26 protein-coding genes and 2 pseudogenes are annotated in these 24,253 nt (G+C 49.8%); 24 read left to right on the plus strand and 4 right to left on the minus strand.

The annotated features are described in order from the left end of the window. Positions 1–262 precede the first annotated feature (262 nt). On the minus strand, positions 263–784 hold the full coding sequence (gene pssA, locus CW734_RS08780) for a CDP-diacylglycerol--serine O-phosphatidyltransferase (RefSeq protein ID WP_407952173.1): 522 nt from the start codon (positions 782–784) through the stop codon (positions 263–265). Positions 785–891: 107 nt separating this feature from the next. On the opposite strand from pssA, the gene CW734_RS08785 reads away from it, so the two are divergent. From CW734_RS08785 to CW734_RS08835, 11 genes and pseudogenes are all read left to right on the plus strand, one after another. Continuing rightward, on the plus strand, positions 892–1,665 hold the full coding sequence (locus CW734_RS08785) for a phosphatidylserine decarboxylase (RefSeq protein ID WP_101190194.1): 774 nt from the start codon (positions 892–894) through the stop codon (positions 1,663–1,665). Between the two features lie 39 nt (positions 1,666–1,704). Then, positions 1,705–2,223, plus strand: coding sequence for a YqeG family HAD IIIA-type phosphatase (locus CW734_RS08790; RefSeq protein ID WP_101190195.1), 519 nt, complete (start codon positions 1,705–1,707; stop codon positions 2,221–2,223). Continuing rightward, positions 2,220–3,321: pseudogene (yqeH, locus tag CW734_RS08795) on the plus strand (ribosome biogenesis GTPase YqeH). Before CW734_RS08790 ends, yqeH begins: the two are co-directional and overlap by 4 nt. A 12-nt stretch (positions 3,322–3,333) precedes the next feature. Further along, positions 3,334–4,158 carry a shikimate dehydrogenase gene (aroE, locus tag CW734_RS08800; RefSeq protein WP_101190196.1) on the plus strand — a complete coding sequence of 275 codons (825 nt, stop codon included), beginning with the start codon at positions 3,334–3,336 and terminating at the stop codon, positions 4,156–4,158. Continuing rightward, positions 4,145–4,435 (plus strand): ribosome assembly RNA-binding protein YhbY, encoded by a 291-nt coding sequence (gene yhbY, locus CW734_RS08805; RefSeq protein ID WP_101190197.1) that lies wholly within the window; start codon positions 4,145–4,147, stop codon positions 4,433–4,435. The genes aroE and yhbY overlap by 14 nt, the downstream gene beginning before the upstream one ends. Continuing rightward, on the plus strand, positions 4,432–5,040 hold the full coding sequence (locus CW734_RS08810) for a nicotinate-nucleotide adenylyltransferase (RefSeq protein ID WP_101190198.1): 609 nt from the start codon (positions 4,432–4,434) through the stop codon (positions 5,038–5,040). Before yhbY ends, CW734_RS08810 begins: the two co-directional genes overlap by 4 nt. Next, on the plus strand, positions 4,994–5,572 hold the full coding sequence (gene yqeK, locus CW734_RS08815) for a bis(5'-nucleosyl)-tetraphosphatase (symmetrical) YqeK (RefSeq protein ID WP_101190199.1): 579 nt from the start codon (positions 4,994–4,996) through the stop codon (positions 5,570–5,572). Before CW734_RS08810 ends, yqeK begins: the two co-directional genes overlap by 47 nt. Then, positions 5,565–5,903, plus strand: coding sequence for a ribosome silencing factor (gene rsfS, locus CW734_RS08820; protein ID WP_101190200.1), 339 nt, complete (start codon positions 5,565–5,567; stop codon positions 5,901–5,903). Before yqeK ends, rsfS begins: the two co-directional genes overlap by 8 nt. Continuing rightward, entirely contained in the window at positions 5,900–6,622 is a 723-nt protein-coding gene (locus tag CW734_RS08825) for a class I SAM-dependent DNA methyltransferase (RefSeq protein WP_101190201.1), read from the plus strand. Before rsfS ends, CW734_RS08825 begins: the two co-directional genes overlap by 4 nt. Before the next feature lie 135 nt (positions 6,623–6,757). Further along, positions 6,758–7,360, plus strand: coding sequence for a helix-hairpin-helix domain-containing protein (locus CW734_RS08830; RefSeq protein WP_101190202.1), 603 nt, complete (start codon positions 6,758–6,760; stop codon positions 7,358–7,360). 71 nt (positions 7,361–7,431) lie between these two features. Further along, the gene (locus CW734_RS08835; protein WP_101190203.1) at positions 7,432–8,004 is read left to right on the plus strand and encodes a ComE operon protein 2; all 573 of its coding nucleotides are present in this window, start codon (positions 7,432–7,434) and stop codon (positions 8,002–8,004) included. Between the two features lie 16 nt (positions 8,005–8,020). Here the strand turns inward: CW734_RS08835 and CW734_RS18840 are convergent, their stop codons facing one another. Then, on the minus strand, positions 8,021–8,176 hold the full coding sequence (locus tag CW734_RS18840) for a hypothetical protein (RefSeq protein WP_232787215.1): 156 nt from the start codon (positions 8,174–8,176) through the stop codon (positions 8,021–8,023). Between the two features lie 31 nt (positions 8,177–8,207). On the opposite strand from CW734_RS18840, the gene CW734_RS08840 reads away from it, so the two are divergent. Further along, positions 8,208–10,274, plus strand: coding sequence for a DNA internalization-related competence protein ComEC/Rec2 (locus tag CW734_RS08840; RefSeq protein ID WP_232787216.1), 2,067 nt, complete (start codon positions 8,208–8,210; stop codon positions 10,272–10,274). A gap of 36 nt (positions 10,275–10,310) precedes the next feature. Here CW734_RS08840 and CW734_RS08845 read toward each other — a convergent pair whose 3' ends face one another. Beyond that, the gene (locus tag CW734_RS08845) at positions 10,311–10,445 is read right to left on the minus strand and encodes a YqzM family protein (protein WP_082799234.1); all 135 of its coding nucleotides are present in this window, start codon (positions 10,443–10,445) and stop codon (positions 10,311–10,313) included. A 178-nt stretch (positions 10,446–10,623) separates the two neighbouring features. On the opposite strand from CW734_RS08845, the pseudogene holA reads away from it, so the two are divergent. Then, positions 10,624–11,651, plus strand: a pseudogene (holA, locus tag CW734_RS19955) (DNA polymerase III subunit delta). Between the two features lie 112 nt (positions 11,652–11,763). On the opposite strand, the gene rpsT reads toward holA, so the two are convergent. Next, positions 11,764–12,012 (minus strand): 30S ribosomal protein S20, encoded by a 249-nt coding sequence (gene rpsT / locus CW734_RS08855; protein WP_101190205.1) that lies wholly within the window; start codon positions 12,010–12,012, stop codon positions 11,764–11,766. Between the two features lie 215 nt (positions 12,013–12,227). On the opposite strand from rpsT, the gene lepA reads away from it, so the two are divergent. The 11 genes from lepA (at position 12,228) to rpsU (ending at position 24,215) form a co-directional block, all read left to right on the plus strand. Then, positions 12,228–14,057 carry a translation elongation factor 4 gene (gene lepA / locus CW734_RS08860; protein ID WP_101190206.1) on the plus strand — a complete coding sequence of 610 codons (1,830 nt, stop codon included), beginning with the start codon at positions 12,228–12,230 and terminating at the stop codon, positions 14,055–14,057. Positions 14,058–14,115: 58 nt separating this feature from the next. After that, entirely contained in the window at positions 14,116–15,255 is a 1,140-nt protein-coding gene (gene hemW / locus CW734_RS08865) for a radical SAM family heme chaperone HemW (protein ID WP_101190207.1), read from the plus strand. 91 nt (positions 15,256–15,346) lie between these two features. After that, entirely contained in the window at positions 15,347–16,378 is a 1,032-nt protein-coding gene (gene hrcA / locus CW734_RS08870) for a heat-inducible transcriptional repressor HrcA (RefSeq protein WP_101190208.1), read from the plus strand. 19 nt (positions 16,379–16,397) lie between these two features. After that, the gene (gene grpE / locus CW734_RS08875; protein ID WP_101190209.1) at positions 16,398–17,003 is read left to right on the plus strand and encodes a nucleotide exchange factor GrpE; all 606 of its coding nucleotides are present in this window, start codon (positions 16,398–16,400) and stop codon (positions 17,001–17,003) included. A 39-nt stretch (positions 17,004–17,042) separates the two neighbouring features. Continuing rightward, positions 17,043–18,872, plus strand: a complete 1,830-nt coding sequence (dnaK, locus tag CW734_RS08880) for a molecular chaperone DnaK (RefSeq protein WP_101190210.1) — start codon at positions 17,043–17,045, stop codon at positions 18,870–18,872. 116 nt (positions 18,873–18,988) lie between these two features. Further along, positions 18,989–20,110, plus strand: coding sequence for a molecular chaperone DnaJ (dnaJ, locus tag CW734_RS08885; RefSeq protein ID WP_101190211.1), 1,122 nt, complete (start codon positions 18,989–18,991; stop codon positions 20,108–20,110). Positions 20,111–20,204: 94 nt separating this feature from the next. Beyond that, on the plus strand, positions 20,205–21,146 hold the full coding sequence (gene prmA, locus CW734_RS08890) for a 50S ribosomal protein L11 methyltransferase (protein ID WP_101190212.1): 942 nt from the start codon (positions 20,205–20,207) through the stop codon (positions 21,144–21,146). Positions 21,147–21,158: 12 nt separating this feature from the next. Beyond that, on the plus strand, positions 21,159–21,896 hold the full coding sequence (locus tag CW734_RS08895; protein WP_101190213.1) for a 16S rRNA (uracil(1498)-N(3))-methyltransferase: 738 nt from the start codon (positions 21,159–21,161) through the stop codon (positions 21,894–21,896). A 15-nt stretch (positions 21,897–21,911) separates the two neighbouring features. Beyond that, a complete protein-coding gene (gene mtaB, locus CW734_RS08900) occupies positions 21,912–23,246 on the plus strand; it encodes a tRNA (N(6)-L-threonylcarbamoyladenosine(37)-C(2))-methylthiotransferase MtaB (protein WP_101190214.1) in 1,335 nt (444 codons plus the stop codon). Between the two features lie 34 nt (positions 23,247–23,280). Next, complete coding sequence (gene deoC / locus CW734_RS08905; protein WP_101190215.1) at positions 23,281–23,949, plus strand: deoxyribose-phosphate aldolase; 669 nt, start codon at positions 23,281–23,283, stop codon at positions 23,947–23,949. A gap of 125 nt (positions 23,950–24,074) precedes the next feature. After that, a complete protein-coding gene (gene rpsU, locus CW734_RS08910) occupies positions 24,075–24,215 on the plus strand; it encodes a 30S ribosomal protein S21 (protein WP_101190216.1) in 141 nt (46 codons plus the stop codon). Positions 24,216–24,253 lie beyond the last annotated feature (38 nt).

Here is a 24,253-nt window from a genome sequence, read left to right on the forward strand (position 1 = left end):
GCTTTTCAAAATGTTAAATAGGGTAGTGATCTAATCTATTTTTTTAAAGTTAACTCTTGTTTAGTATGATATAATCAACGACTTATCTGAGTGTTTGGAGATGCGTCCGATTGACTCCTGTGGAACTAGCGGGTTTGAGAGACCCCGCAGACCGCGATAGCGGGTGAGGAGGCTCGATTCCCGCCACACGGAAAGCAAGCGGTAAGCATAGGAAAACACGGTTTTTAGCCTTAAAAAGCTGAGGGCATCAAGCCCTCAGCTTTTATACTTTCCGTAATGAAAATGTGCTGATCATCAATAATGAAGAAATCAATAGGATGAACATATAGACAGCGGGCGACCAATGGCTGAACCCGAAATATGACAAAGTTAGCACAGTTCCGGCTGCAGTGATCGGCAAGCCGGTAAAATAACCATTTGATTCGGTGATATTAAAGCGTGCGAGGCGGAATGCGCCGCATGAAATATAGATTACGGTAAACACCATGCCGGCCAGGCCGAAATCCTGCAATGCCAATTGATGGATCAAGAGCGCAGGGGCCACGCCGAACGAAATGATATCCCCCATGGAATCCAATTGTTTGCCGAGTTCGGATTCCTGATTGTATTTTCTCGCGACCATCCCGTCAAAACGATCCAAAAACGCAGCGATAAAAATAAACAGCACACTATAACTGTAGTATTCGTTCAAAGTCGCCATCAATGAGGCACCACCGAAGACCATATTGCCGATCGTCAATGTGTTGGCTGCCTGGCTTTTCAGCCGTTTAATGGTGTGATCCATTTTGTCGATCAATATCAATGCAAGCGCCCCTTTTTCGATATGCTTTCGACAATTATACTGCGAATCGACAAAAAATGGTAGACTATTTTAACGACGGAGGTGCAAGCATGAAAAAACGGCTATACCAATCGATGATTGAATTGGGCAACGGCAAGGCCAGTTCCGCTGCGTTGAAACGCTTTGCCCAATCAGCAATCAGCCGAAAGGCCATCCCTGGATTCATTAATACTTATAAAATCGAACTGGGCGATATCGATCGCCCGAGCGGCCAGTATACGAGCTTGCACGACTTCTTTACGCGCAGTTTGAAAGCAGACGCGCGTCCTGTTGCCGGTGCCGAACTGGTATCTCCGGTCGACGGGCGTCTTGAGATTCACGGCGCTATCCAAGGCGACAGCCGGTTCAAGGTCAAAGGCATCGAATATTCACTAGCTGAACTGCTCGGCAGCGAGCAATCGGCGAAGCGCTATGCGAACGGCGAGTACGCGATTCTCTATCTATCGCCTGCAGATTATCACCGGATCCATAGCCCGGCAGACGGCCAAGTCGTGAAGCAATACATGCTCGGCGAAAAATCCTACCCGGTCAATCGCCTTGGGCTGACCTACGGCAAATCACCGATCAGCGGCAACCGCCGGCTTATCACTGAACTTGAAACGCCGCACGGCCGCGTATTAGTAGTGAAAGTCGGGGCGATGTACGTCAACTCCATCGAATTGACGGAGTTCGGAAAGGTTTGGAAAAAAGGCCAGGAAGTCGCTTATTTCAGCTTCGGTTCGACGGTCGCTTTATTCTTCGAAGGGGAACATCTTCAATTCGATGCGAAAATCAATGCCGGCGACCGTGTCAAGGTGGGAGAACCCCTTGCATATATGGTATAATCAATGGACTTAAGTCCCTAGAAACAGGAGTTGTTATGTGTGTATCGATATTTTATTCCAAGGCAATACGTTAAAGAGGTTTTTGACATTACGCCAGAGTCATTGAAAGAAAAAGGGGTGCTCGGCATCATCACCGACCTGGACAACACATTGGTCGAATGGGACCGCCCTGAAGCGACGCCGCGCCTCATCGAATGGCTGAAATCGATGAAAGATGCGGGAATTCAAGTAGTCATCGTTTCCAATAATAATGAAATGCGCGTGAAGTCGTTTTCAGACCCGCTCGGCATTCCATTTATTTACCAGGCGAGAAAACCTATGGGTAAAGCCTTCCGAAAAGCGCTGAAAATCATGAGCGTTAAGCGCGAACAAGTCGTCGTTATTGGCGACCAGATGCTGACCGACATTTTCGGCGGCAACCGCAATAAGCTTCATACGATTCTCGTGTTGCCGGTCGCGCAATCGGACGGCTTCTTTACACGTTTTAACCGGATGGTCGAACGCCGGATCATGAAGAGATTGAAAGAAAAACAATTGATGTGGGAGGAAGAAAATTGACAGAAATGCCATATTGCATCGGTTGCGGTGTACAGATCCAAACAGAGCGGAAAGACAATATCGGCTACGCGCCGCCGTCTTCGCTCGATAAAGAAGAAATCATCTGCCAGCGCTGCTTCCGTTTGAAAAACTATAACGAATTGCAGCCGGTTTCCTTAACGGATGACGATTTCCTGCGTATTTTGAACGGCCTTGGGAACGTAAAGGCTTGATCGTAAAATCGTCGACATTTTCGACTTCAACGGCAGCTGGCTTCCGGGCTTGCACCGCTTTGTCGGAAACAACCCGATTTTGCTGATCGCCAACAAAGCGGACTTGCTTCCGAAATCGGTCAAAGAGAAAAAATTGATCAATTGGATGAAACAGGAGTCGCGTAAATTGGGCTTGAACCCGACCGACATTTTAGCTGTTTCCGCCCATAAAGGAACCGGCGTCGCAGAAGCGATGGATGCGATTGAACAATACCGCGATGGGGGCGATGTGTACGTGGTCGGCTGTACGAATGTTGGGAAATCCACATTCATCAACCGTGTTATCAAACAGGCGACAGGCGAAGGGGACGTTATCACGACTTCCCATTTCCCTGGCACGACGCTTGATATGATCGGCATCCCGCTTGATGATGAGCGCTCGCTATTCGATACGCCGGGCATCATCAACCATCATCAGCTAGCGCATCATTTGCACACGGAAGACCTTAAGGCGATCATGCCGAAAAAAGAGATCAAGCCGCGTGTTTTCCAATTGAATCCTGAACAGACATTATTCATTGGCGGGTTGGCGCGTTTTGATTTCATCAGCGGCAAACGTTCATCCTTTACGGTGCATGCCGCAAATTCATTGAATATCCACCGGACCAAACTGGATAATGCAGATGAATTGTATGAACAGCACTTGGGTGGCATGCTTGCCCCGCCATCTGCTAAATATAAAGAAGATTTCCCTGAATTGGTGCGCCATGAATTCCGCATCAAAGAAGGCAAGACAGACATCGTCTTTTCCGGGCTCGGTTGGATCACGGTCCAGCATGATGACGTGACGATCGCTGCCCACGCACCAAAAGGGGTAGAAGTCATCGTCCGCCCGTCTCTTATATAGGAGGTTTTCACAATGAAGAAATGGTATGCGGTCATCGGAGATCCGATCTCTCATTCATTATCGCCTTTTATGCACGATCATTGGTTCGAAAAACACGGCATCGATGCTTCCTATATCCCAGTGCATGTCGAACCGAAACAGCTGGAACAAGCGTTTCGTTCGATGAAATTGCTCGGGATCAGCGGGTTTAATATCACCTTGCCCCATAAGCAGGCGGCAATCCCGCTATTGGATGAGCTGGACGACACGGCACGCATCATGAATGCGGTCAATACAGTCGCTGCAGAAAACGGGCGGTTGAAGGGATTCAATACAGATGGCGACGGGTTTGTCCGTTCGCTATTAAGTTATCCTGTCGATAAAGAACGTGCGTTGCTAGTGATCGGTGCAGGCGGTGCAGCAAGAGGCATCAGTTTTGCGCTCTCGTGTGCCGGCTTCAGCAATATCACCATCACCAACCGCACATTCCGCAGGGCGCAGGAACTCGCGGATGAAACCGGCAGCAAGGCGGTTGTGCTGGCAGAAGCCGAAGCGAATCTAAGCGAATTCGCTACGATCGTCCAGACCACTTCCGTCGGGTTGACTGAAGAAGCATTGCCGCTGTCCTTAACACATCTTGGAAGCGGCTCGGTCGTGGCGGACATTATTTACAACCCGCTCGAAACGCCATTTCTGAAAGAAGCGAAAGCGAAAGGCTGCCTGGTGCTGAACGGCGTCGGCATGTTCGTCAATCAAGGCGCCATCGCTTTCGAGAAATGGACCGGCATTCGCCCGGATACAGAAGAAATGATTCAATTGATTACGGAAAAACTAGGAGGAAATCATGTTAACAGGTAAACAAAAACGTTTTTTAAGAAGTGAAGCGCATCATTTGGACCCGATTTTCCAAGTCGGAAAAGGCGGCGTCAATGAAGCGATGCTCGTACAGATCGGGGAAGCCCTTGAAAAACGCGAACTCGTAAAAATCAGCATTCTGCAAAACAATGAAGACGGCAAGCACGAAGTGGCGAAGCATTTGGCAGAGGGAACAAAAGCGGAATTGGTGCAATTGATCGGCCATACTGTCGTTTTATACAAATTGTCCGTCAACAATAAACGGATTGAGCTTCCGTGAAAAAACGTAAAATCGGCATTCTCGGCGGCACGTTCAACCCGCCGCATTTCGGCCATTTGATCATGGCGAATGAAGCCTATTACGCACTGGGCTTGGCTGAAGTGCGTTTTATGCCGAATGCCATCGCCCCTCATAAGGAATCGAGCGGCATCGATACGGAAACACGTGTCAAGATGACGCAACTTGCTATAGAGGGACAGGCCCATTTCCGCCTAGAAGATATTGAAGTGTCGGGCGGCGGCGTCTCGTATACGTATGAGACGATGGTCAAGCTCATCGAACGTGAACCAGAATGCGAATTTTATTTCATTATCGGCGGCGATATGGTGGAGAGCCTGCATACCTGGCACCGGATCGGCGAGCTGGCTGAATTGGTCCAGTTCGTCGGCATCGGGCGTCCGGGTTATATCGCTGAAACGGATTATCCGGTGATGATGATTGATTCACCGGAAATGCATTTGTCTTCGACGATGCTGCGGGAGCGCGTCTTGGCTGGCAAGCCATTGACTTTTTTCGTTCCCGAACAAGTGGAAACTTTTATCCGGAAGGAGCGATTGTATGGACCCGAGCCTGATGCTCCAAAAAGTCAAAGAACGCCTTCCTGAAAAACGATTCAACCATGTGCTGGGCGTGATGAATACGGCGGTTGCGCTCGCGAAGTATTATAATGTGCCAGAAGAGCAAGCGCGTATTGCGGCGATCCTCCATGACGTGGCGAAATTTGCCGATCGTGAGTGGATGCACAGCATTATCGAAAAAGAAAACATGGATCCTTTATTGCTCGACTATCATCACGAATTATGGCATGCCCCGGTTGGCGCTTATCTGGCCTCCTATGAATTCGGTGTCGAAGAGGAAGAAATCCTTGACGCCATCCGCTATCATACGACAGGGCGTGCAGGCATGTCGGATCTTGAAAAAATCATTTACATTGCAGACATGATCGAACCGAGCCGCAAGTTTCCGGGAGTTGACCGGTTGAGAGCCATGAAACATGATGGCCTCGATCGCTTGATGGAAGCCTCGATCCGGCAATCGATCGAATTTCTCGCATCAAAAAATCAGCCGGTTTATCCGGATTCCTTGAAATGCCTAGAGCATTTTGAGCAACAGAAAGGGAACGTGAAGAATGACTAAAGATACATTATTGCAAGTGGCGTACCAAGCCGCAGAGGATAAAAAAGCAGAGGATATCGTTGTATTGAATATGGAAGGAATTTCGCTTTTGGCGGATTATTTCCTGATCTGCAGCGCGAACTCAGACCGCCAAGTACAGTCGATCGCCCGTGAATTGATGGATAAGGCTGGAGAAGCCGGCTATGAAGTCAAAAGTATCGAAGGCTTCGACGCAGCACGCTGGGTTTTGGTCGACCTTGGCGATGTCGTGGCACATGTCTTCCATCGCGATGAGCGCTCTTACTACAACCTCGAGCGTCTATGGCGCGACGCCCCGCAGCTCGAAGTATGAACTACGGACGGTTTGCGGCAGTTTACGATGACTTGATGGAAGATATTCCATACGAACAATATGTGGAATGGATTGCTGAAACGATGCGCTCCGGATCTGTACTCGATCTAGCGTGCGGCACCGGCGTGTTGTCTGAATTGATGGCTGAACTTGGCTATGACGTGACGGCGAGTGATTTATCCGCTGACATGCTCACAGTTGCACAAAAGAGATTCAAAGAATCAGGACTGGATATTTCGGTGCTACAATTGTCCATGGACAATCTGGAAGGCCTGGAAGGCTTCGATGCCGTGACGATCGCGATCGATTCCTTGAATTATTTAGCGAAAGAAGAGCAGGTCAAGAAGACTTTCGAACAGGTTTATGCGGCATTGAATACGGGCGGATATTTCTTTTTCGATGTCCATTCGGTGTTCAAAGTTGACGAGATCTTCATGCATAGCCCGTTCGTTTACGATGGAGAAGATCTTGCCTATATGTGGCACACTGAAAAAGGCTCAGCGCCTCACAGCGTCATTCACGATTTGACATTTTTCGTGCGTGAAGGCTGGATGTTCGAGCGTTTTGAAGAAACGCATGAACAACGGACTTTCCCGGTTGACGTTTACAAAGAATGGCTCACGGAAGCTGGATTCACGGTGGAATCAGTAACTGCTGATTTCACTGCGGATGCACCAAACGACGAAAGCGAACGGATCTTTTTCCGTGCGAAAAAATAATCACCAACACCAAACCCGCATATTTTTATATGCGGGTTTTTTCACGGAAAGATGGACTTCCGATCGGTTGTTATTATATAATTCAGACAGCTTCAGCTGTTTGCTTTCTGCGGAAACGAGGGATGCCCACTGAATATGTCTCCGCAATTCGCCAAATACGGCCGCATCGTTGTGCCGATTGCCGCCGTTTTGGCGCTTCTCTATTTCTTCCTCCTGCACGATCCCCCTGAGGCCACAAACCTCGATGAACTCACTTCTGAAACCATTGAACAACCGCCGCCACCGGAAACCGATCCGGTGATCCCGACAAGCGTCATGATCGACGTGAAAGGCGCAGTCAAAAAAGAGGGCTTATATGAATTGCCTGCCGGTTCGCGTATCAATGATGCCATTGAAGCTGCCGGCGGCTTTTTGCCTGAGGCAGACAGCCGCTCGATCAATCTGGCGGTCATCGTGCTTGATGAATCATCGGTCTATGTGCCGAAACAAGGCGAAGAAAGCGTTGAGCTGGCAGCCGCAGCACCGGGCGGCAGCGCAGAGCCGGGGCTCATCAATTTGAATTCGGCAAGCGAAGATGAGTTGACCGAACTACCCGGGATCGGGCCGGCTAAAGCAGCGGCAATCGTGGCGCACCGGACTGAAAATGGGCCTTTCAAAACCACCGATCAATTGATGGACGTGACGGGCATCGGCGAAAAGAGTTTTGAACAATTGAAAGAACTGGTCCGTGTTAGATAGGGACGGACGGCCCTTGACGAAACAACTGCCTCTGCTACACTTAATTTAACGAAACAGCAGGAGGCAATCAGATGAAGCGAATAACGTGGGATCAATTTTTTATGGCTCAAAGCCATCTTTTAGCGCTAAGAAGCACTTGCACGCGGCTGGCCGTCGGAGCGACGATCGTCCGAGACCGGCGCATCATGGCTGGCGGCTATAACGGTTCGATTTCCGGTGGGGACCATTGCATCGATAAAGGCTGCTATGTCGTCGATAACCATTGCGTGCGGACCATCCATGCGGAAATGAACGCGCTATTACAATGTGCGAAATACGGGGTCAGCGTGAGCGGTGCGGATATGTATGTCAGCCATTTCCCTTGCCTCCAATGCACGAAATCCATTATCCAGGCAGGCATTTCGCGTCTCTATTATGCGGCTGATTATAAAAATCATGAATATGCGATCGAACTGCTGGAACAGGCAAATGTTGAAGTGATCCAAGTGGTGTTCGATGAACGGACGATCGATTTCCTTAGCGTCGAGAAAACGGCGCTTTATATGGAATTGATTGAAAAGCTTGGCGCAAAAGGGGCGAGCGAAGAAGAGTTGTCCCATTATAAAGAACGGGTGAAGGAATTATTCGGAGAACTTCTCGTCTAACGGAGGCTTTATTTCTCTATGCAGCAATTGCGACGGCAATTGCCGCACAAGCAGCACATGGCTCAGCTGATAAGCTTTTGCTCATGGTGCTGCTTTTTTGCTGGATGATATACCAGAAAGAAAGTAGAGTTTGGCTGGCAATCGTTCTAGCGGTTTCATTGATTTCCTTCATTAATATGGATGTCCGTGAGGTGCAAGGTCCCTTGTTAAGCGGAAGCTTTCAAGGGGCACTTGTTTTCGATGAACTATCAATCGACGGAGACCGATTGTCAGGATTTGCATCTTTCGATTCCGGCCAAGTCATGTATGCTAGCTACCGGATCCGTTCGATTGAAGAACAGCAGCGATTGCAGGCATTGGGCCCATCAGCGACGCTACAAGTGGCGGGGACATACGAAGAGCCGAGAAAGCCTGCTCATCAATACGCGTTTGATATGCTGGGCTACCTGGAGCGCCACAATGCATCGGGCATGCTCGAGATTGAATCGCTCGAGACGGCAATATCAAACACAGGGTTCCGTGCGCGCTTGGCAGGTCAGCGCAGCGCTTTGATCGAACATATCGAGACCTCCTTTCCCGAGTCGTTGGCAGTAGAAGCCCAGGCGCTGCTGCTCGGGGATCGCAGCGGGATGGATGCTGAACAGGCCAGGATCCAGCGGACGCTCGGCATCACCCACCTTTTTGCGATTTCCGGGCTGCATGTCGGCATCGTCACCGGCATGATCTATTTTATTTTGCTGCGCTTGCGCGTCAGGAAAGAAAGCGCGGCTGTATTATTGCTGGTGTTGCTGCCTTTGTATGCAGTGTTGGCAGGAGCTGCGCCATCGGTTATGAGGGCTTGTGCCATGGTGGCTTTAGTTTTGGGCGCACGGCTTTTTCGGCTGCATGTATCCGTCATCCAAGCCTTATCGGCGAGCTTTATTTTGTTTTTATGGATGGATCCCGGCCTATTGCAGGATATCGGCTTTCAATTGTCTTACGGGGCAAGTTTCGGGATCATCGCCTCGATGAAATTGATGGAAGGGGCTTCTTTCGTTAAAAGCGGCTTGATTGTCACGGCAGTTTCCCAGCTATGCCTATATCCTCTTTTGCTATACCACTTTTTTGAAATCTCCTTATCCTCCTTTTTGGTAAATGCCATCTATGTCCCTTTGTTCACGCTGCTGATATTGCCAGCGAATTTCATTCCATTGGCTGCGACCTTTCTGCCGCTCGGCATCGATGCCATTCTTTTTGCGGCCTATGAGCCGCTGCGCAGCTGGATTGAAGGGCTGACTTCGTCTTTGGCGGGCTTGCCCCATCAAGTATGGACGCCGGGCAGGCCGTCTCTTGGCTGGTTGTTGTTCATGGCTGCCAGCGTGCTGCTATTTTTCGTCCAGGCGGAAAAACGCTTCCGCCTGCGTTTATTACTCATCCTGCTGATTCCGGCACTGCTGCTGACGATGAAACCATTTATCGATCCTAGGCTCCATGTCAGTTTCATCGACGTCGGACAGGGCGACAGTGCGTTGATTGAGCTGCCTTATCGCAAGGCGGTGTATTTGATCGATGCCGGGGGAGTGCTGCGCTTTGACAGTCAGCCATTCCAGGGAAAAAGCCGGCCGTTTGAAGTTGGGCGGCAAACGGTGGTGCCGTATCTGAAAGGGCGCGGCGTCTCCGGCGTTGATCTATTCATCTTGAGCCATCCGGATGCGGATCATGCTGAAGGCGCGGATGAGGTCTTTGAAGAACTGGCTGTGGAGCGCCTGCATATTACGCCTGGCTCTGAAACGAATGCTTTGATGGCCGAGCTTGTGCCGTCTGCCCGTGAAGCCCGTGTGGAGTTGCCCAAGAGCGGTGCAGGTTGGCAAGTGGGCGAAACGCAATTCACCTATTTATCGCCGGATGATGAATTGTATGAAGGCAATGATGATTCATTGGTCTTGTTGATGGAGCACAAGGGGAAGCGATTCCTCTTTACAGGTGATCTGGAAAGTGAAGGTGAGTCCGGGGTGGTTGAGCGCTACGGTGAACAATTAGCCGACCTGACTGTCCTGAAAGTCGGTCATCACGGAAGCAAGACGTCGAGCTCACAACTTTTTCTGGAAGCCTTGCGTCCGCAAGTTTCGGTCGTCTCTGCAGGAATCGACAACCGCTACGGGCATCCGAGCCCAGAAGTGACAGGGCGGTTTAGTGAACTGCGTTTGCGGCTTCTGTCGACAGCCGAAAACGGGACCATCCGTATGACGATAGAAGACGGGAGTGTTTCTGCCGAGACCAGCCGAAAATAAAAAAAGCCCCGGCGTAGGCCGGAGCTTTTTTTATAATCAGCGGGCTACGAATTGTACGACGCCAGCGATGATGAAAATAAGTGCGAAGAAACCAAAGGAAACGACGAAGCCCATCCCTGCATCGATGGCATCGTTGCGTTTGGACTGAACGTTCTGTTCAAATTCATTCATTGAAAATCCCTCCTAGTTGATTTTATTATAAGGGAACGATAACGAAAAATCCATATCGAACTAAACAATGTCCGCCGATTTTGGCCGACGTCACACAACTGTCAAAAGCGGACTTGTCCTGCGAGGCAGACCGATGCGGCGAAATCCGGTATAGTTAAGAGCAGAGGGAGTGAAACGTATGATTACATCAATTTGGAAGTCGATACGCGCGGATAAAATCGATCCGGTTTACCTGATCGTCGGGACAGAGAGCTATTTCATCACCAAGACGATTGAATTGCTAAAAGCGCAAATGGCGGAAGCGGGGGAAACGGATGTCTCCAATTTCGACTTGGATGAAGTGCCGGTCGGCCATGTGCTGGAAGAAGCGGACACGATCCCATTTTTCAGCGACCGCAAGCTGATCATCGCGCGCAATGCGTCGTTCCTGAAAGCAGCGGAGCGCGGGAAAGAGAAGATCAACCATGACCTCAAATCCTTGGAAGCGTGGCTCGAGAATCCACCGGCGACGAGCGTGACGGTTTTCGTGGCACCATATGAAAATTGGACGAACGAAAAATCGTCAAGCTGATGAAAAGAATGTCGTGCTTATCGAAGCGAAGTCGCTGCAGCCGCATGAACTGGAAAGCTGGATTGCGCACGAGGCAAAATCCCATGGCAAGACGCTGGAACGGCAAAGTGCGCAAAGCTCATAGAAATGGCGGGCACCAATTTAACTTTGCTCGCTTCGGAAATCGAAAAATGTCCTTATACCTCGGCTCGGAACAAGAAGAAATCTCACAAGCGCTCATCGAAGACATGACGGCACGGACCCTCGAGCAGGATGCCTTCAAGATGCTGCAGGCTTATCTGGACGGAGACATCCAGACGGCGCTCAGCGTCTATTACGACTTGCTGCGGCAAAAGGAAGAGCCGGTCGCACTCGCCGCGCTGCTCGCGTCGCAGATCCGCTTCATGGTGCATGTCTATTATCTGCAGAAAAAAGGCTATCATGCGCAGCAAATCTCCAAACAGCTCAAGGCGCATCCTTACCGCGTCAAGCTATTGGTGGAAAAGCGCCGGCAGATTTCCGAGGCGCGCTTGCTTCAAGTGCTCGGCGATTTGGCGGACATCGACCTGCAATTGAAAACCGTTTCCGGCAACCGGGAGCGGGTGGTGGAGTTCTTCCTCATGAAACGCGCCGGGCATGCGAAGAAATCCTCTTGAATATGGAATCATCTATCGAAAAAAAGCGCTGCCTGCTCTAACTGGCGGCGCTTTTGTTGTTTTTCGCACAGAAAAAAGCCGACCCAATATAGGGCCGGCTTTTTGATGCGTTTTACGCTTTTTTCATGAGGCTTGATTTTCTACGGGCAGCAGTGTTTTTGTGGATCAAACCTTTAGAAGCTGCTTTCTCAACTTGTTTGATTGCTGCTTTAAGGGAATCCCCTTTGTTTTCTTCATTATTGGCTACAGCTTTCTCAGCCTTTTTCACAGAAGAACGCATTGCAGTTTTAACAGATGAGTTCTGAGCATTTTTCGTATCGTTCGTGCGAACACGTTTGATTGCAGATTTAATGTTTGGCATATCTTTCACCTCCTAGACAATTTGAGCGGCAGGCACAAGCCCTTGCTCTTCAGTGTCTCTATACAACAAAAGTTATTTTATCAAATCGGCTGGCCGAATGCAATAGTTACGTGGAAAGAAGTTTCCCTTGACACTAAAAGCTTTATGCGGTGATTCATTGCCCATTACCCGCTTGACTGCTATAATTCAAAGTAGTTTATATGGGAGTGAAGAAAATGGACCAAGAACAGAGATTAGCGAGACAACAGAAGATCCGCAACTTTTCCATCATCGCACACATCGATCATGGAAAATCGACGCTGGCCGACCGCATTTTGGAAAGAACCAATGCACTGACAGCACGCGAAATGAAATCCCAATTGCTCGACTCCATGGATTTGGAGCGTGAGCGGGGAATCACCATCAAATTGAACGCCGTCCAGCTCAATTATACAGCAAAAGACGGAGAAACATACATTATGCACTTGATCGACACCCCGGGCCACGTCGATTTCACGTACGAAGTGTCAAGAAGCCTCGCAGCATGTGAAGGCGCCGTACTGGTCGTCGATGCGGCACAAGGCATTGAAGCGCAGACGCTTGCCAATGTCTATTTGGCGCTCGATAACGATCTCGAGATTCTTCCGGTCATCAATAAAATCGATTTGCCTGCAGCCGACCCTGAGCGCGTGCGCCAGGAAGTCGAGGACGTTATCGGCCTTGATGCGTCTGAAGCAGTGCTGGCTTCCGCAAAAGCGGGAATCGGCATCGAAGAGATCCTTGAGCAGATCGTCGAAAAAGTTCCGCCGCCGACAGGCGACCCATCAGCACCGCTCAAAGCGATGATTTTCGATTCTTTGTATGATCCATATCGCGGCGTTGTCGCTTATATCCGAATCATGGAAGGCACAGTCAAGCCAGGCGACAAGATCAAGATGATGGCGAGCGGCAAAGAGTTCGATGTCGTCGAAGCAGGCGTCTTCACGCCGAAAGTGACATTGCGCGACGAATTGACCGTCGGCGATGTTGGCTTCCTGACAGCTTCCATTAAAAATGTCTCAGATTCCCGCGTCGGGGATACGATCACGCTTGCGGAAAACCCGGCACAACAAGCATTGCCTGGCTACCGCCGCTTGAACCCGATGGTTTACTGCGGGATGTACCCGATTGATACATCGAAATACAATGATTTGCGCGATGCTCTGGAAAAATTGGAACTGAACGATGCGGCATTGCAATTCGAACCTGAATCCTCTCAAGCGCTTGGCTTCGGCTACCGCTGCGGATTCCTTGGCCTATTGCATATGGAAATCATCCAGGAACGCATCGAACGTGAATTCAATATCGACTTGATCACGACGGCACCAAGTGTTATCTACCACGTCCACATGACGGACGGGGAAGTTCTTAATATCGATAACCCGGCGATGATGCCGGACCCGCAAAAGATTGAATACGTCGAAGAGCCATACGTCAAAGCGACTGTCATGGTCCCGAACGATTTCGTCGGCGCCGTCATGGAAATCTGCCAGCAGAAGCGCGGCAATTTCATGACCATGGATTACCTCGACAACTCACGTGTCAGCATCATTTACGAATTGCCGCTCGCTGAGATTGTCTATGATTTCTTCGACCAATTGAAATCGGGCACCAAAGGCTATGCCTCGTTCGATTATGAATTGATCGGCTATAAGGATTCCAAATTGGTGAAAATGGACATTCTCCTGAATGCAGAGAAAGTCGATGCCTTGAGCTTTATCGTCCATAGGGATTTTGCGTACGAGCGCGGGAAAATCATTGTCGACAAATTGAAGACATTGATTCCCCGCCAGCAGTTTGAAGTTCCAATCCAAGCCGCAATCGGCCAGAAGATCGTTGCCCGCCAAACCATCAGCGCCATCCGGAAAAACGTCCTCGCGAAATGCTACGGCGGCGATATTTCCCGGAAGCGTAAATTGTTGGACAAGCAGAAAGAAGGGAAAAAGCGGATGAAGCAAGTAGGCTCCGTGGAAGTCCCGCAAGAAGCATTTATGGCTGTTCTCAAAATGGATGACCAATCCAAATAAACGAAAAAAAGGAGGCGGTTTTTCTGCCTCCTTTTCCTATTAGAAAGAAGGATTTTTTATGGTAAAAGGCATGTATATCCATATCCCATTCTGCCATCAGATTTGTTTTTACTGTGATTTCAATAAAGTGTTCTTCAAAGACCAGCCAGTGGACGCCTATATCGAATCGATCGGCAAGGAATTGGCGCTGTGGAAGCAAGAAGGCGCGCTGGACCATCCGCTTGAGACGGTTTTTCTCGGCGGCGGGACACCGACTGCCCTGACGCCTCAGCAGCTCGGGCGCTTGCTTGAGTTGATCCATCAATACGTTCCGATGGCTGAAGGCTTCGAATGGAGCTCTGAGGCGAATCCGGATGAATTGACGCGCGAGAAAATGGAAGTGCTGTATAAAGGCGGCGTCAACCGCCTAAGCATGGGCGTCCAGACTTTCGACCAGGATTTATTGAAGCGGCTCGGGCGTACACACGCCAATGACGATGTGCTGCGTGCCGTTGAAACCGCCCGGGAAGTCGGGTTTTCGAATATCAGCTTTGACTTGATGTACGGGCTGCCCGGACAGACAATGGCGCAATGGGACGAAACGCTTGAACGGGCATTTGCATTCGGCATGCCGCATTTCTCTGCGTACTCGTTGATCATCGAACCGAAAACGGTGTTCTACAACTTGATGGTCAAGGGCAAGCTCAATACGGTCACGGAAGATTTAGAAGGCGATATGTATGAGCGCCTCATGGAGGAAATGGAAAAGCATGGCTTGCATCAATATGAAATTTCCAATTTCGCAAAGCCTGGCCATGAATCCCGCCACAATCTCCTGTACTGGGACAATGAAGAATACATCGGTGTCGGCGCCGGCGCTCACGGCTATGTGAACGGCGTCCGCTATTCCAATCACGGGCCATTGAAAAAATACATGGAGCCGTTGGAATCAGGGGAACGGCCGGTGCTTGACGCGACACCAGTTAGCACCAAGGCGCAGATGGAAGAAGAGATGTTCCTTGGCCTTCGCAAAACGGCCGGTGTCGACATCGCCCATTTTGAAGAGAAGTTCGGCGCGCCACTGGAAAAAGTGTACGGCGAGATTCTCCGAAATGAAACAACGAAAGGCAATTTGGCGGTCGAACAGGGCCATGTCAAATTGACGCATAAAGGCCGATTCGTCGGCAATGAAGTTTTCGAGCAATTTTTGCTTTCCTAGAAGCGCATCCGTTGACAAGCAAAAAAAGATTTGGTAATTTTAGTGTAGTCTTAGCACTCGAACTCATAGAGTGCTAACAGAGGTGATGATCATGTTAACAGAACGGCAGCTGCTCATTTTGAAAGTGACAGTCGATGATTACATCCAATCAGCGCAGCCGGTAGGATCGAACCAACTAGCTAAAAAGCCGGGCATCACTTCCAGTTCGGCGACCATTCGCAATGAATTGGCTGAGCTCGAAGGCCAGGGCTACCTCGAAAAGACTCACACATCCTCGGGCCGGATTCCGTCTCAAAAAGGCTACCGCTATTATGTGGACCATTTGCTGACGCCGAATCCTATGCCGCAACAGGACATTGTCCAGCTTCGTTCGGTTTTCGAGGAAAAAGTGACCGAAACCGAGGAAATCATCAAACGTTCGGCTGGCATCCTGTCCGAATTGACGAATTACACGTCGATTCTTCTCGGGCCGGATATCCGCAAACACGTCGTCAAGAAATTGTCGATCGTGCCCTTGTCCCCGGGAATGGCGGTGGCGATCATCGTTACCGACTCAGGCCACGTGGAAAATCGGGTATTCTCCATCCCGCCGGATTTGGATCCATCCGACATCGAAAAGATGGTCAATATCTTGAACGAGCGGCTCATCGGCGTCTCGCTGCATGATTTGCACAAACGCCTCGAGCAGGAAACGCTCGCTCTCTTGCGCCAGCATATCGAACGCTACGGGGAATTGTTCCGTACGTTCCAGCAGGCATTGCTGCTTCCGCGCTCGGATAATGTGTATTATGGAGGCAAGCTGAATATTTTGAAGCAGCCGGATTTCCATGATATCCAAAAAATCCGTGAGTTGATGGATGTGATAGAAGAAGGGAAGCACATTCCTGAAATCCTGCCGATCGGCGCTCAAGGGCTTCAAATCCGCATCGGTTCGGAAAATGCACTGGCGGCCATGGAAGATTGCTCGGTTATCACGGTATCTTATGATATCGGGGATGAGCAGATGGGCTCCATCGCAATTGTCGGGCCGAAAAGAATGGATTACCGCCGGATCGTCTCGTTGCTTGATTATGTAAGCGGCGATTTATCGAAAGAGCTGACACGGCTGTTTCAAGGAAAGTGAACCAAAGGAGGCACATATTTTGTCGAATGAAAAAGAAACGTTCAAACAACAAGACCTAGAGCAGGATACTGCACAACAAGAAGCGCACGATGCTGTGGATGAAACAACAGCAACCACTGAAGGAACAGAGCCCGGCACGGTCGAATCGTCCGATCAGGCACAGACGGAAGCGCCGGTAGATGAGAAAGCCGAACTTCAAGCACAGCTTGAAGAAGAGCAGAACAAATACTTGCGTCTTTTGGCAGATTATGACAATTTCAAGCGACGCACCAAAAAAGACCAGGAATTGGCAAAGCAATTCCGTTCCCAATCATTGTTGACGGATCTTTTGCCAGTCATGGATAATTTTGACCGTGCGCTTGCTGTTGAAGTGAAAAGCGAAGAATCCGCCTCTCTTTTGAAGGGCCTCGAAATGGTCAAGAAATCCTTGGCTGACGCTGTAGCGGCGGAAGGCTTGGAAGAGATCAAATCAGTCGGCGAACCATTCGACCCTCATTTCCATCAGGCAGTCATGCAGGAAAGCGATGCAGACAGCGAACCGGGAACGGTGTTACAGGAGCTTCAAAAGGGGTATACCCTGAATGGCAGAGTGCTCCGCCCGGCAATGGTAAAAGTGAACGAATAACTGAAACTCAAGAATCTAATGTTAATGGAGGAATTTTAAATGAGCAAAATTATCGGAATTGACTTAGGTACAACAAACTCAGCGGTCGCAGTCTTAGAAGGCGGCGAGCCAAAAATCATCCCAAACCCAGAAGGCAACCGCACGACACCATCGGTCGTATCGTTCAAAAACGGCGAACGCCAAGTCGGTGAAGTGGCAAAACGCCAATCCATCACGAACCCGAACACCATCCAATCCGTAAAACGTTTGATGGGCACACAGGAAAAAGTGACGGCTGAAGGCAAAGAATACACGCCACAGGAAGTTTCAGCGATGATTCTTCAATACATCAAAGGCTATGCTGAAGATTATCTCGGCGAAAAAGTGACGAAAGCCGTCATCACGGTACCGGCATATTTCAACGATGCAGAACGCCAAGCGACAAAAGACGCTGGGCGCATCGCCGGCCTTGAAGTGGAACGTATCATCAACGAGCCGACAGCGGCAGCGCTTGCTTACGGACTCGATAAAATGGAAAAAGACGAAACGGTCTTGGTCTATGACCTTGGCGGCGGTACATTCGACGTATCGATCCTAGAACTTGGCGATGGCGTTTTCGAAGTAAAATCGACTGCCGGCGACAACCGTCTGGGCGGCGATGATTTCGATAAATTGATCATCGACTATTTAGTCCAGGAATTTAAAAAAGAAAACGGCATCGACTTGTCGAAAGACAAAATGGCGACACAGCGCTTGAAAGATGCAGCTGAAAAAGCGAAGAAAGATTTGTCTGGCGTTACATCGACTCAAATTTCATTGCCATTTATCACAGCTGGTGAAGCAGGGCCGCTTCATATGGAAATGAGCCTATCACGCGCGAAATTCGACGAGTTGACTTCTTCTCTAGTCGAACGCACGATGGGGCCGACTCGCCAAGCCTTGAAAGATGCAGGCATTTCTGCATCAGAACTTGACCGCGTCATTCTGGTCGGCGGATCTACACGCATCCCGTCTGTCCAAGAAGCTGTTAAAAAAGAAACAGGCAAAGACCCGCATAAAGGCGTTAACCCGGATGAAGTTGTCGCAATGGGTGCTGCTGTACAAGGCGGCGTATTGACTGGCGACGTTCAAGACGTAGTATTGCTTGACGTAACTCCATTGTCTCTTGGTATCGAAACAATGGGCGGCGTGTTCACGAAATTGATCGAGCGCAACACGACGATTCCGACATCTAAATCGCAGACATTCTCTACTGCAGCGGACAACCAGCCGGCAGTTGACATCCATGTCATGCAAGGTGAACGCCCGATGGCAGCGGACAATAAAACACTCGGCCGCTTCCAATTGGCTGATATCCCGCCTGCACCGCGCGGCGTGCCGCAAATCGAAGTCAGCTTCGATATCGATAAAAACGGCATTGTCAGCGTAAAAGCGAAAGACCTAGGCACGCAAAAAGAACAAACAATCACGATCCAATCCAACACAACGCTTACGGATGATGAGATCGACCGTATGGTGAAAGAAGCGGAAGAAAATGCCGAAGCAGACGCGAAGCGTAAAGAAGAAGTAGAACTTCGCAACGAAGCGGACCAAGCAGTCTTTACGACAGATAAAACGATCGAAGACCTTGGCGAAGCTGTTTCTGAAGATGAAAAGAAACAAGCTGAAGCAGCGCGCGACGAGTTGAAAACAGCGCTAGAAGGTACGGACATCGAAGATATCCGTACGAAGAAAGACAAACTGCAGGAGCTTCTTCAAGGCTTTGCCATGAAAGCTTATGAGCAGGCAGCTCAGAACCAGCAAGGGGCTGAAGGCGAAGCGCAGCAAGGAAACGATGACGGCGTTGTCGATGCTGACTTTGAAGAAGTAAACGACGATAAAAACAAGTAAGATATGCAAGGCCGAAAAAGTCAAAGCAAAGCAACTGCTTTGGCTTTTTCAATGTCTTTGCAAGCGTAATTTAAACCGTGTACAATTACAGTTGACTGCAAGAGGGAGAGTGACCTATGAATAAGCGAGACTATTACGAAGTCCTTGGCGTTTCTAAGGATGCTTCAAAAGAGGAAATCAAGAAAGCGTACCGGAAGCTTTCCAAACAATATCACCCGGACATCAATAAAGAAGCGGATGCTTCCGAAAAGTTCCAGGAGGTCAAAGAAGCCTACGAAGTGTTGAGCGATGAGCAAAAACGCGCTCAATACGACCAATTCGGCCACCAAGATCCGAACCAAGGCTTTGGCGGCGGAGGCTTCGGCGGTGCAGAAGGATTCGGCTTTGATGATATTTTCAGTACTTTCTTCGGCGGCGGCACGCGCCGACGCGACCCGAATGCACCTAGAAAAGGCGATGATCTTCAATATTCCATGACCATTGATTTTCTGGATGCGGTATTCGGCCAAGAGACGGAAATTGAAATCCCGAAAGATGAAACATGCGAAACTTGCGACGGTTCAGGAGCGAAGCCCGGAACGAGCAAGAAGACTTGCCCATATTGCGAAGGAACGGGCCAGTTGAATGTAGCGCAAGATACTCCATTCGGCCGCATGGTCAACCGCCGTGCATGCCATCACTGTGAAGGCAGCGGCCAGATCATCGAAGAAAAATGCACAACTTGCCGCGGTGCAGGCAAAGTGAGAAAAATGAAGAAGATCAAAGTGACAGTTCCAGCCGGCGTCGATGACGGGCAGCAATTGCGCGTATCAGGACAAGGCGGCCCAGGCTTCAATGGCGGGCCAGCCGGAGATCTTTATGTGCTGTTCCGCGTCAAACCCCATCAGCATTTCGAACGCGACGGGGATGACATCCATCTGGAATTGCCAATCACATACCCGCAAGCAGCGCTCGGGGATGAAATCGAAGTCCCGACTGTTTCCGGTAAAGTGAAACTGAAGATTCCGGCCGGAACACAAAACGGCGCCCGTTTCCGCTTGCGTGGAAAAGGCGTACAAAACGTTCACGGATATGGCGTCGGCGATCAGCACATCACCATCAAAGTGAAAGTGCCGACCAAGTTGAGCGAGAAACAGAAACAATTGCTGCGCGAATTTGCCGAAATTTCCGGGGATATCCCAGAAGAGCAAAGCAGTTCATTGTTCGACAAGATCAAAAGAACCATCAAAGGTGATTAATAGGCAGATAGAGCCTTGGACAAATGGAAAACTCCCGTGCAATAGGGAGTTTTCTGTCTGTTACATAATTGTTCGATAAAGGAGCTGGTCGTAAGTGAAATGGTCCGAGCTGTCGATTCATACAACGAATGAAGCGATTGAATCAATTTCCAACATTCTGCATGAAGCAGGGGCGAGCGGAGTCGTCATCGAGGATTCCGAAGATCTGACGAAAGACCGTGAAGACGTATTCGGTGAAATTTATTCACTCGATCCTGAAGATTTCCCGACGGAAGGCGTCATTTTGAAAGCGTATTTGCCGGTCAATAGCTTTCTCGGGGAAGCCGTCGAAGGCATCAAGCTGGCCATCAACAATCTTGCGGAATTCAATATCAATGTCGGGCGCAATGTCGTCACGATCAGTGAAGTGAATGAAGAAGATTGGGCAACGTCATGGAAGAAGTATTACCATCCGGTAAAAATCTCCAAAAGATTCACCATTGTGCCGACATGGGAAACCTATCATCCAGTTTCAAGCGATGAATTGATCATCGAACTCGATCCGGGCATGGCATTCGGTACGGGAACGCATCCGACAACTGTCATGAGCCTGCAGGCACTCGAAAAGCATGTCAAGCAAGGCAATACGGTCATCGATGTGGGGACCGGTTCGGGCGTACTCGCAATCGGTGCAGCCTTGCTTGAAGCAGCGTCGGTCAGAGCGCTGGACCTCGATGAAATTGCGGTGAAAGCGGCAGGGCTGAATGTGAAATTGAACAAAGTACAAGACCATGTCCATGTATTCCATGGCAATTTGCTCGAAGCGATCGATGACCCGGCAGATGTAGTCGTGGCCAATATACTCGCTGAGATCATCATGTCGTTTACGGATGACGCTTACCAGGCCGTCAAGCCGGGTGGCATCTACATCACGTCCGGAATCATCGCGCAGAAGAAAAATGACGTGAAGCAAGCGCTCGAAGCTTCGGGCTTTGTCATTGAGGATATTATGATGATGGAAGACTGGGTAACGATCATTTCAAAAAAACCGCTATAACGGGGTGCGACCATGCAACGATATTTTTTGGAAGATAAAGAATCTGGCAATGGCTATTTGACGATTACAGGAGACGACGCCAAACATATCGCGAAAGTGATGCGTCAATCAGTAGGTGAACAATTGATTGCCGTCGTTTCCGGTAAAGTCCATTTGGCGGAGATCACGGATATTGACTTGGATGTTCAAGTCAAGCTCATCCGGGAGCTCGAGGACCGAAGCGAATTGCCGAAAAAAGTGACGATCGCCTGTGGACTGCCGAAAGGCGATAAGCTCGAACTGATCACCCAAAAAGCGACGGAACTGGGGATGAGCGCGTTATTGCCCTATTCGGCGGAGCGCTCGATCGTCAAATGGGACGGCGCCAAAAGTGTAAAGAAAATCGAGCGGTTGAAGAAAATCGCCAAGGAAGCGGCTGAGCAATCGCATCGCAGCCGCATTCCTGCCATACATACCGTACACAGCTTTAAAGAGCTGGCGAACGCCGCGAAAAATTACGATGCGGTCATCGTCGCCTATGAAGAAGAAGCGAAAAAGAGCGGCGGAAGGCGGTTTGCCGAAATTCTGGAATCATTGTATGATAAAGACTCAATCTTGCTTGTTTTCGGGCCGGAAGGCGGCATTTCGGAAACAGAAGCAGCCGCACTCAAGGAAGCTGGCGCACAGTTCACTGCGCTTGGGCCGCGCATTCTCCGCACAGAGACGGCTCCGCTTTATGCATTGTCTGCAATATCCTATGAATTTGAATGAAAGAGGTGGCCACCGATGTCAACAGTCGCATTTCATACTCTAGGTTGCAAAGTGAACCATTATGAAACCGAAGCGATTTGGCAGTTATTCAAAGAACAGGGTTATGAGCGCACTGAGTTTGAACGTCTTTCCGATGTTTATGTCATCAACACCTGCACCGTCACCAACACAGGGGATAAAAAGAGCCGCCAAGTGATACGCCGTGCCGTCCGCTCCAATCCGGATGCGGTCATTTGCGTTACAGGCTGCTATGCCCAGACTTCGCCCGCTGAAATCATGGCAATTCCCGGCGTCGATATCGTTGTCGGTACGCAAGACCGGACAAAGCTGCTGGACTATATTGAGCAATATCGTGCAGAGCGCAAGCCGATCAATGCCGTGGGCAATATCATGAAGAACCGCGTCTATGAAGAATTGGATGTGCCCGCCTTCACAGACCGTACGCGCGCCTCATTGAAAATCCAGGAAGGCTGCAATAATTTCTGCACCTTCTGCATCATTCCATGGGCGCGTGGATTGATGCGCTCGCGCGACCCCCAGGAAGTCATCCGGCAAGCACAGCAATTGGTCGATGCCGGCTATCAGGAAATCGTCTTGACCGGCATTCATACAGGGGGCTACGGGGAAGATCTGAAGGAGTATAATCTGGCGCAGCTTCTGCGCGATTTGGAAGCGGACGTCAAGGGCTTGAAACGCCTGCGCATTTCTTCGATCGAAGCAAGCCAGCTGACGGACGAAGTGATCGCCGTCTTGAAACAATCCGACATTGTCGTGAGGCATCTTCACATCCCGATTCAATCCGGTTCTGATACGGTGTTGAAACGGATGCGGCGGAAATATACGATGGCATTTTTCGCAAATCGCCTCGAGCGCCTGCGCGATGCCTTACCGGATTTGGCGATCACTTCTGACGTCATCGTCGGTTTCCCTGGAGAGACGGAAGAAGAATTCATGGACACTTTCAATTTTATCCGCGACCACAGGTTCTCGGAGCTTCATGTATTCCCGTATTCGATGCGCACCGGCACGCCGGCAGCGCGCATGGATGGCCAGATCGATGAAGCGGTCAAAAATGAACGCGTCCACCGCCTGATCGAATTGAACGATCAGCTGGCGAAGGAATACGCCAGCCGATATGAAGGCGAGCTCTTGGAAATCATTCCGGAAGAAGAGTCGAAAGACCATCCGTCAGGCGGCATGCTTGTCGGCTACACGGATAATTACTTGAAAGTCGCCATTCCGGGCGACGAATCGCTGATTGGGAAAATCGTCAAGGTGAAAATCACCAAGCCGGGGTATCCGATGAACGAAGGGCAGTTTGTCCGCGTGATGGACAGTTTGCCTGTCTGAAAGAAAACCTACTAGTAGAATGGAGAATTGAATCATGACGAATATTGCATCTTTAATCGACCATACTTTATTGAAAGCGGAAGCTACAGCACCGCAAATCGAACAGCTTTGCAAAGAAGCGGCAGAATATCATTTCGCTTCTGTTTGCGTCAACCCGGCGTGGGTCGCGCTTGCCGCAAAACAACTTGACCAGAGCGAAGTGAAAGTCTGCACGGTGATCGGCTTCCCGCTCGGCGCCTCGACTTCTGAAACAAAAGCGTTCGAGACGAAGGATGCCATCGAAAAAGGCGCAGGCGAAATCGATATGGTCTTGAACATCGGCGCATTGAAGAGCGGCCAGGAAGATGTCGTGAAAGCGGATGTCGAAGCGGTCGTGAACGCAGCAAAAGGGAAAGCGATCGTAAAAGTGATCCTTGAAATCTGCTTGCTGACGGATGAAGAAATCAAATTGGCCAGCCGCCTGTCGAAAGAAGCGGGAGCTGATTTCGTCAAAACATCGACTGGCTTTTCCACTGGCGGCGCAACTGTCGAAGCCGTGCGCCTAATGCGCGAAACGGTCGGCCCTGACCTTGGCGTCAAAGCTTCTGGCGGCGTCCGCAGCCTTGAAGATGTAGAGAAAATGGTCGAAGCAGGAGCGACTCGCATCGGCGCAAGTTCAGGAGTCCAGATCATGCAAGGCCTCACTTCAGACAACGATTATTAAGTATTGACGAAGGTCTGTTCATGCGTTATAATTTTCTAGTATATAACACTTGTTGTTATTTGCTTCAACGTGTGTTCGGAGGGAGGGAAAAGAGATGTCAAAACTACAGTTCGTAAAACGAATCAATTGAAGATGCTCTTCGCCGCTTCAAACGCACTGTTTCGAAGTCCGGAACAATGCAAGAGGTAAGAAAGCGCGAGTATTATGATAAGCCGAGCGTGAAACGTAAATTGAAATCAGAAGCTGCGCGTAAACGTAAATTTTAATTGACTTTGATCTTAAATGACTTTTAAAATAGCAACGA

The sequence above is a fragment of the Planococcus sp. MB-3u-03 genome, from assembly GCF_002833405.1.
Classification (GTDB): domain Bacteria; phylum Bacillota; class Bacilli; order Bacillales_A; family Planococcaceae; genus Planococcus.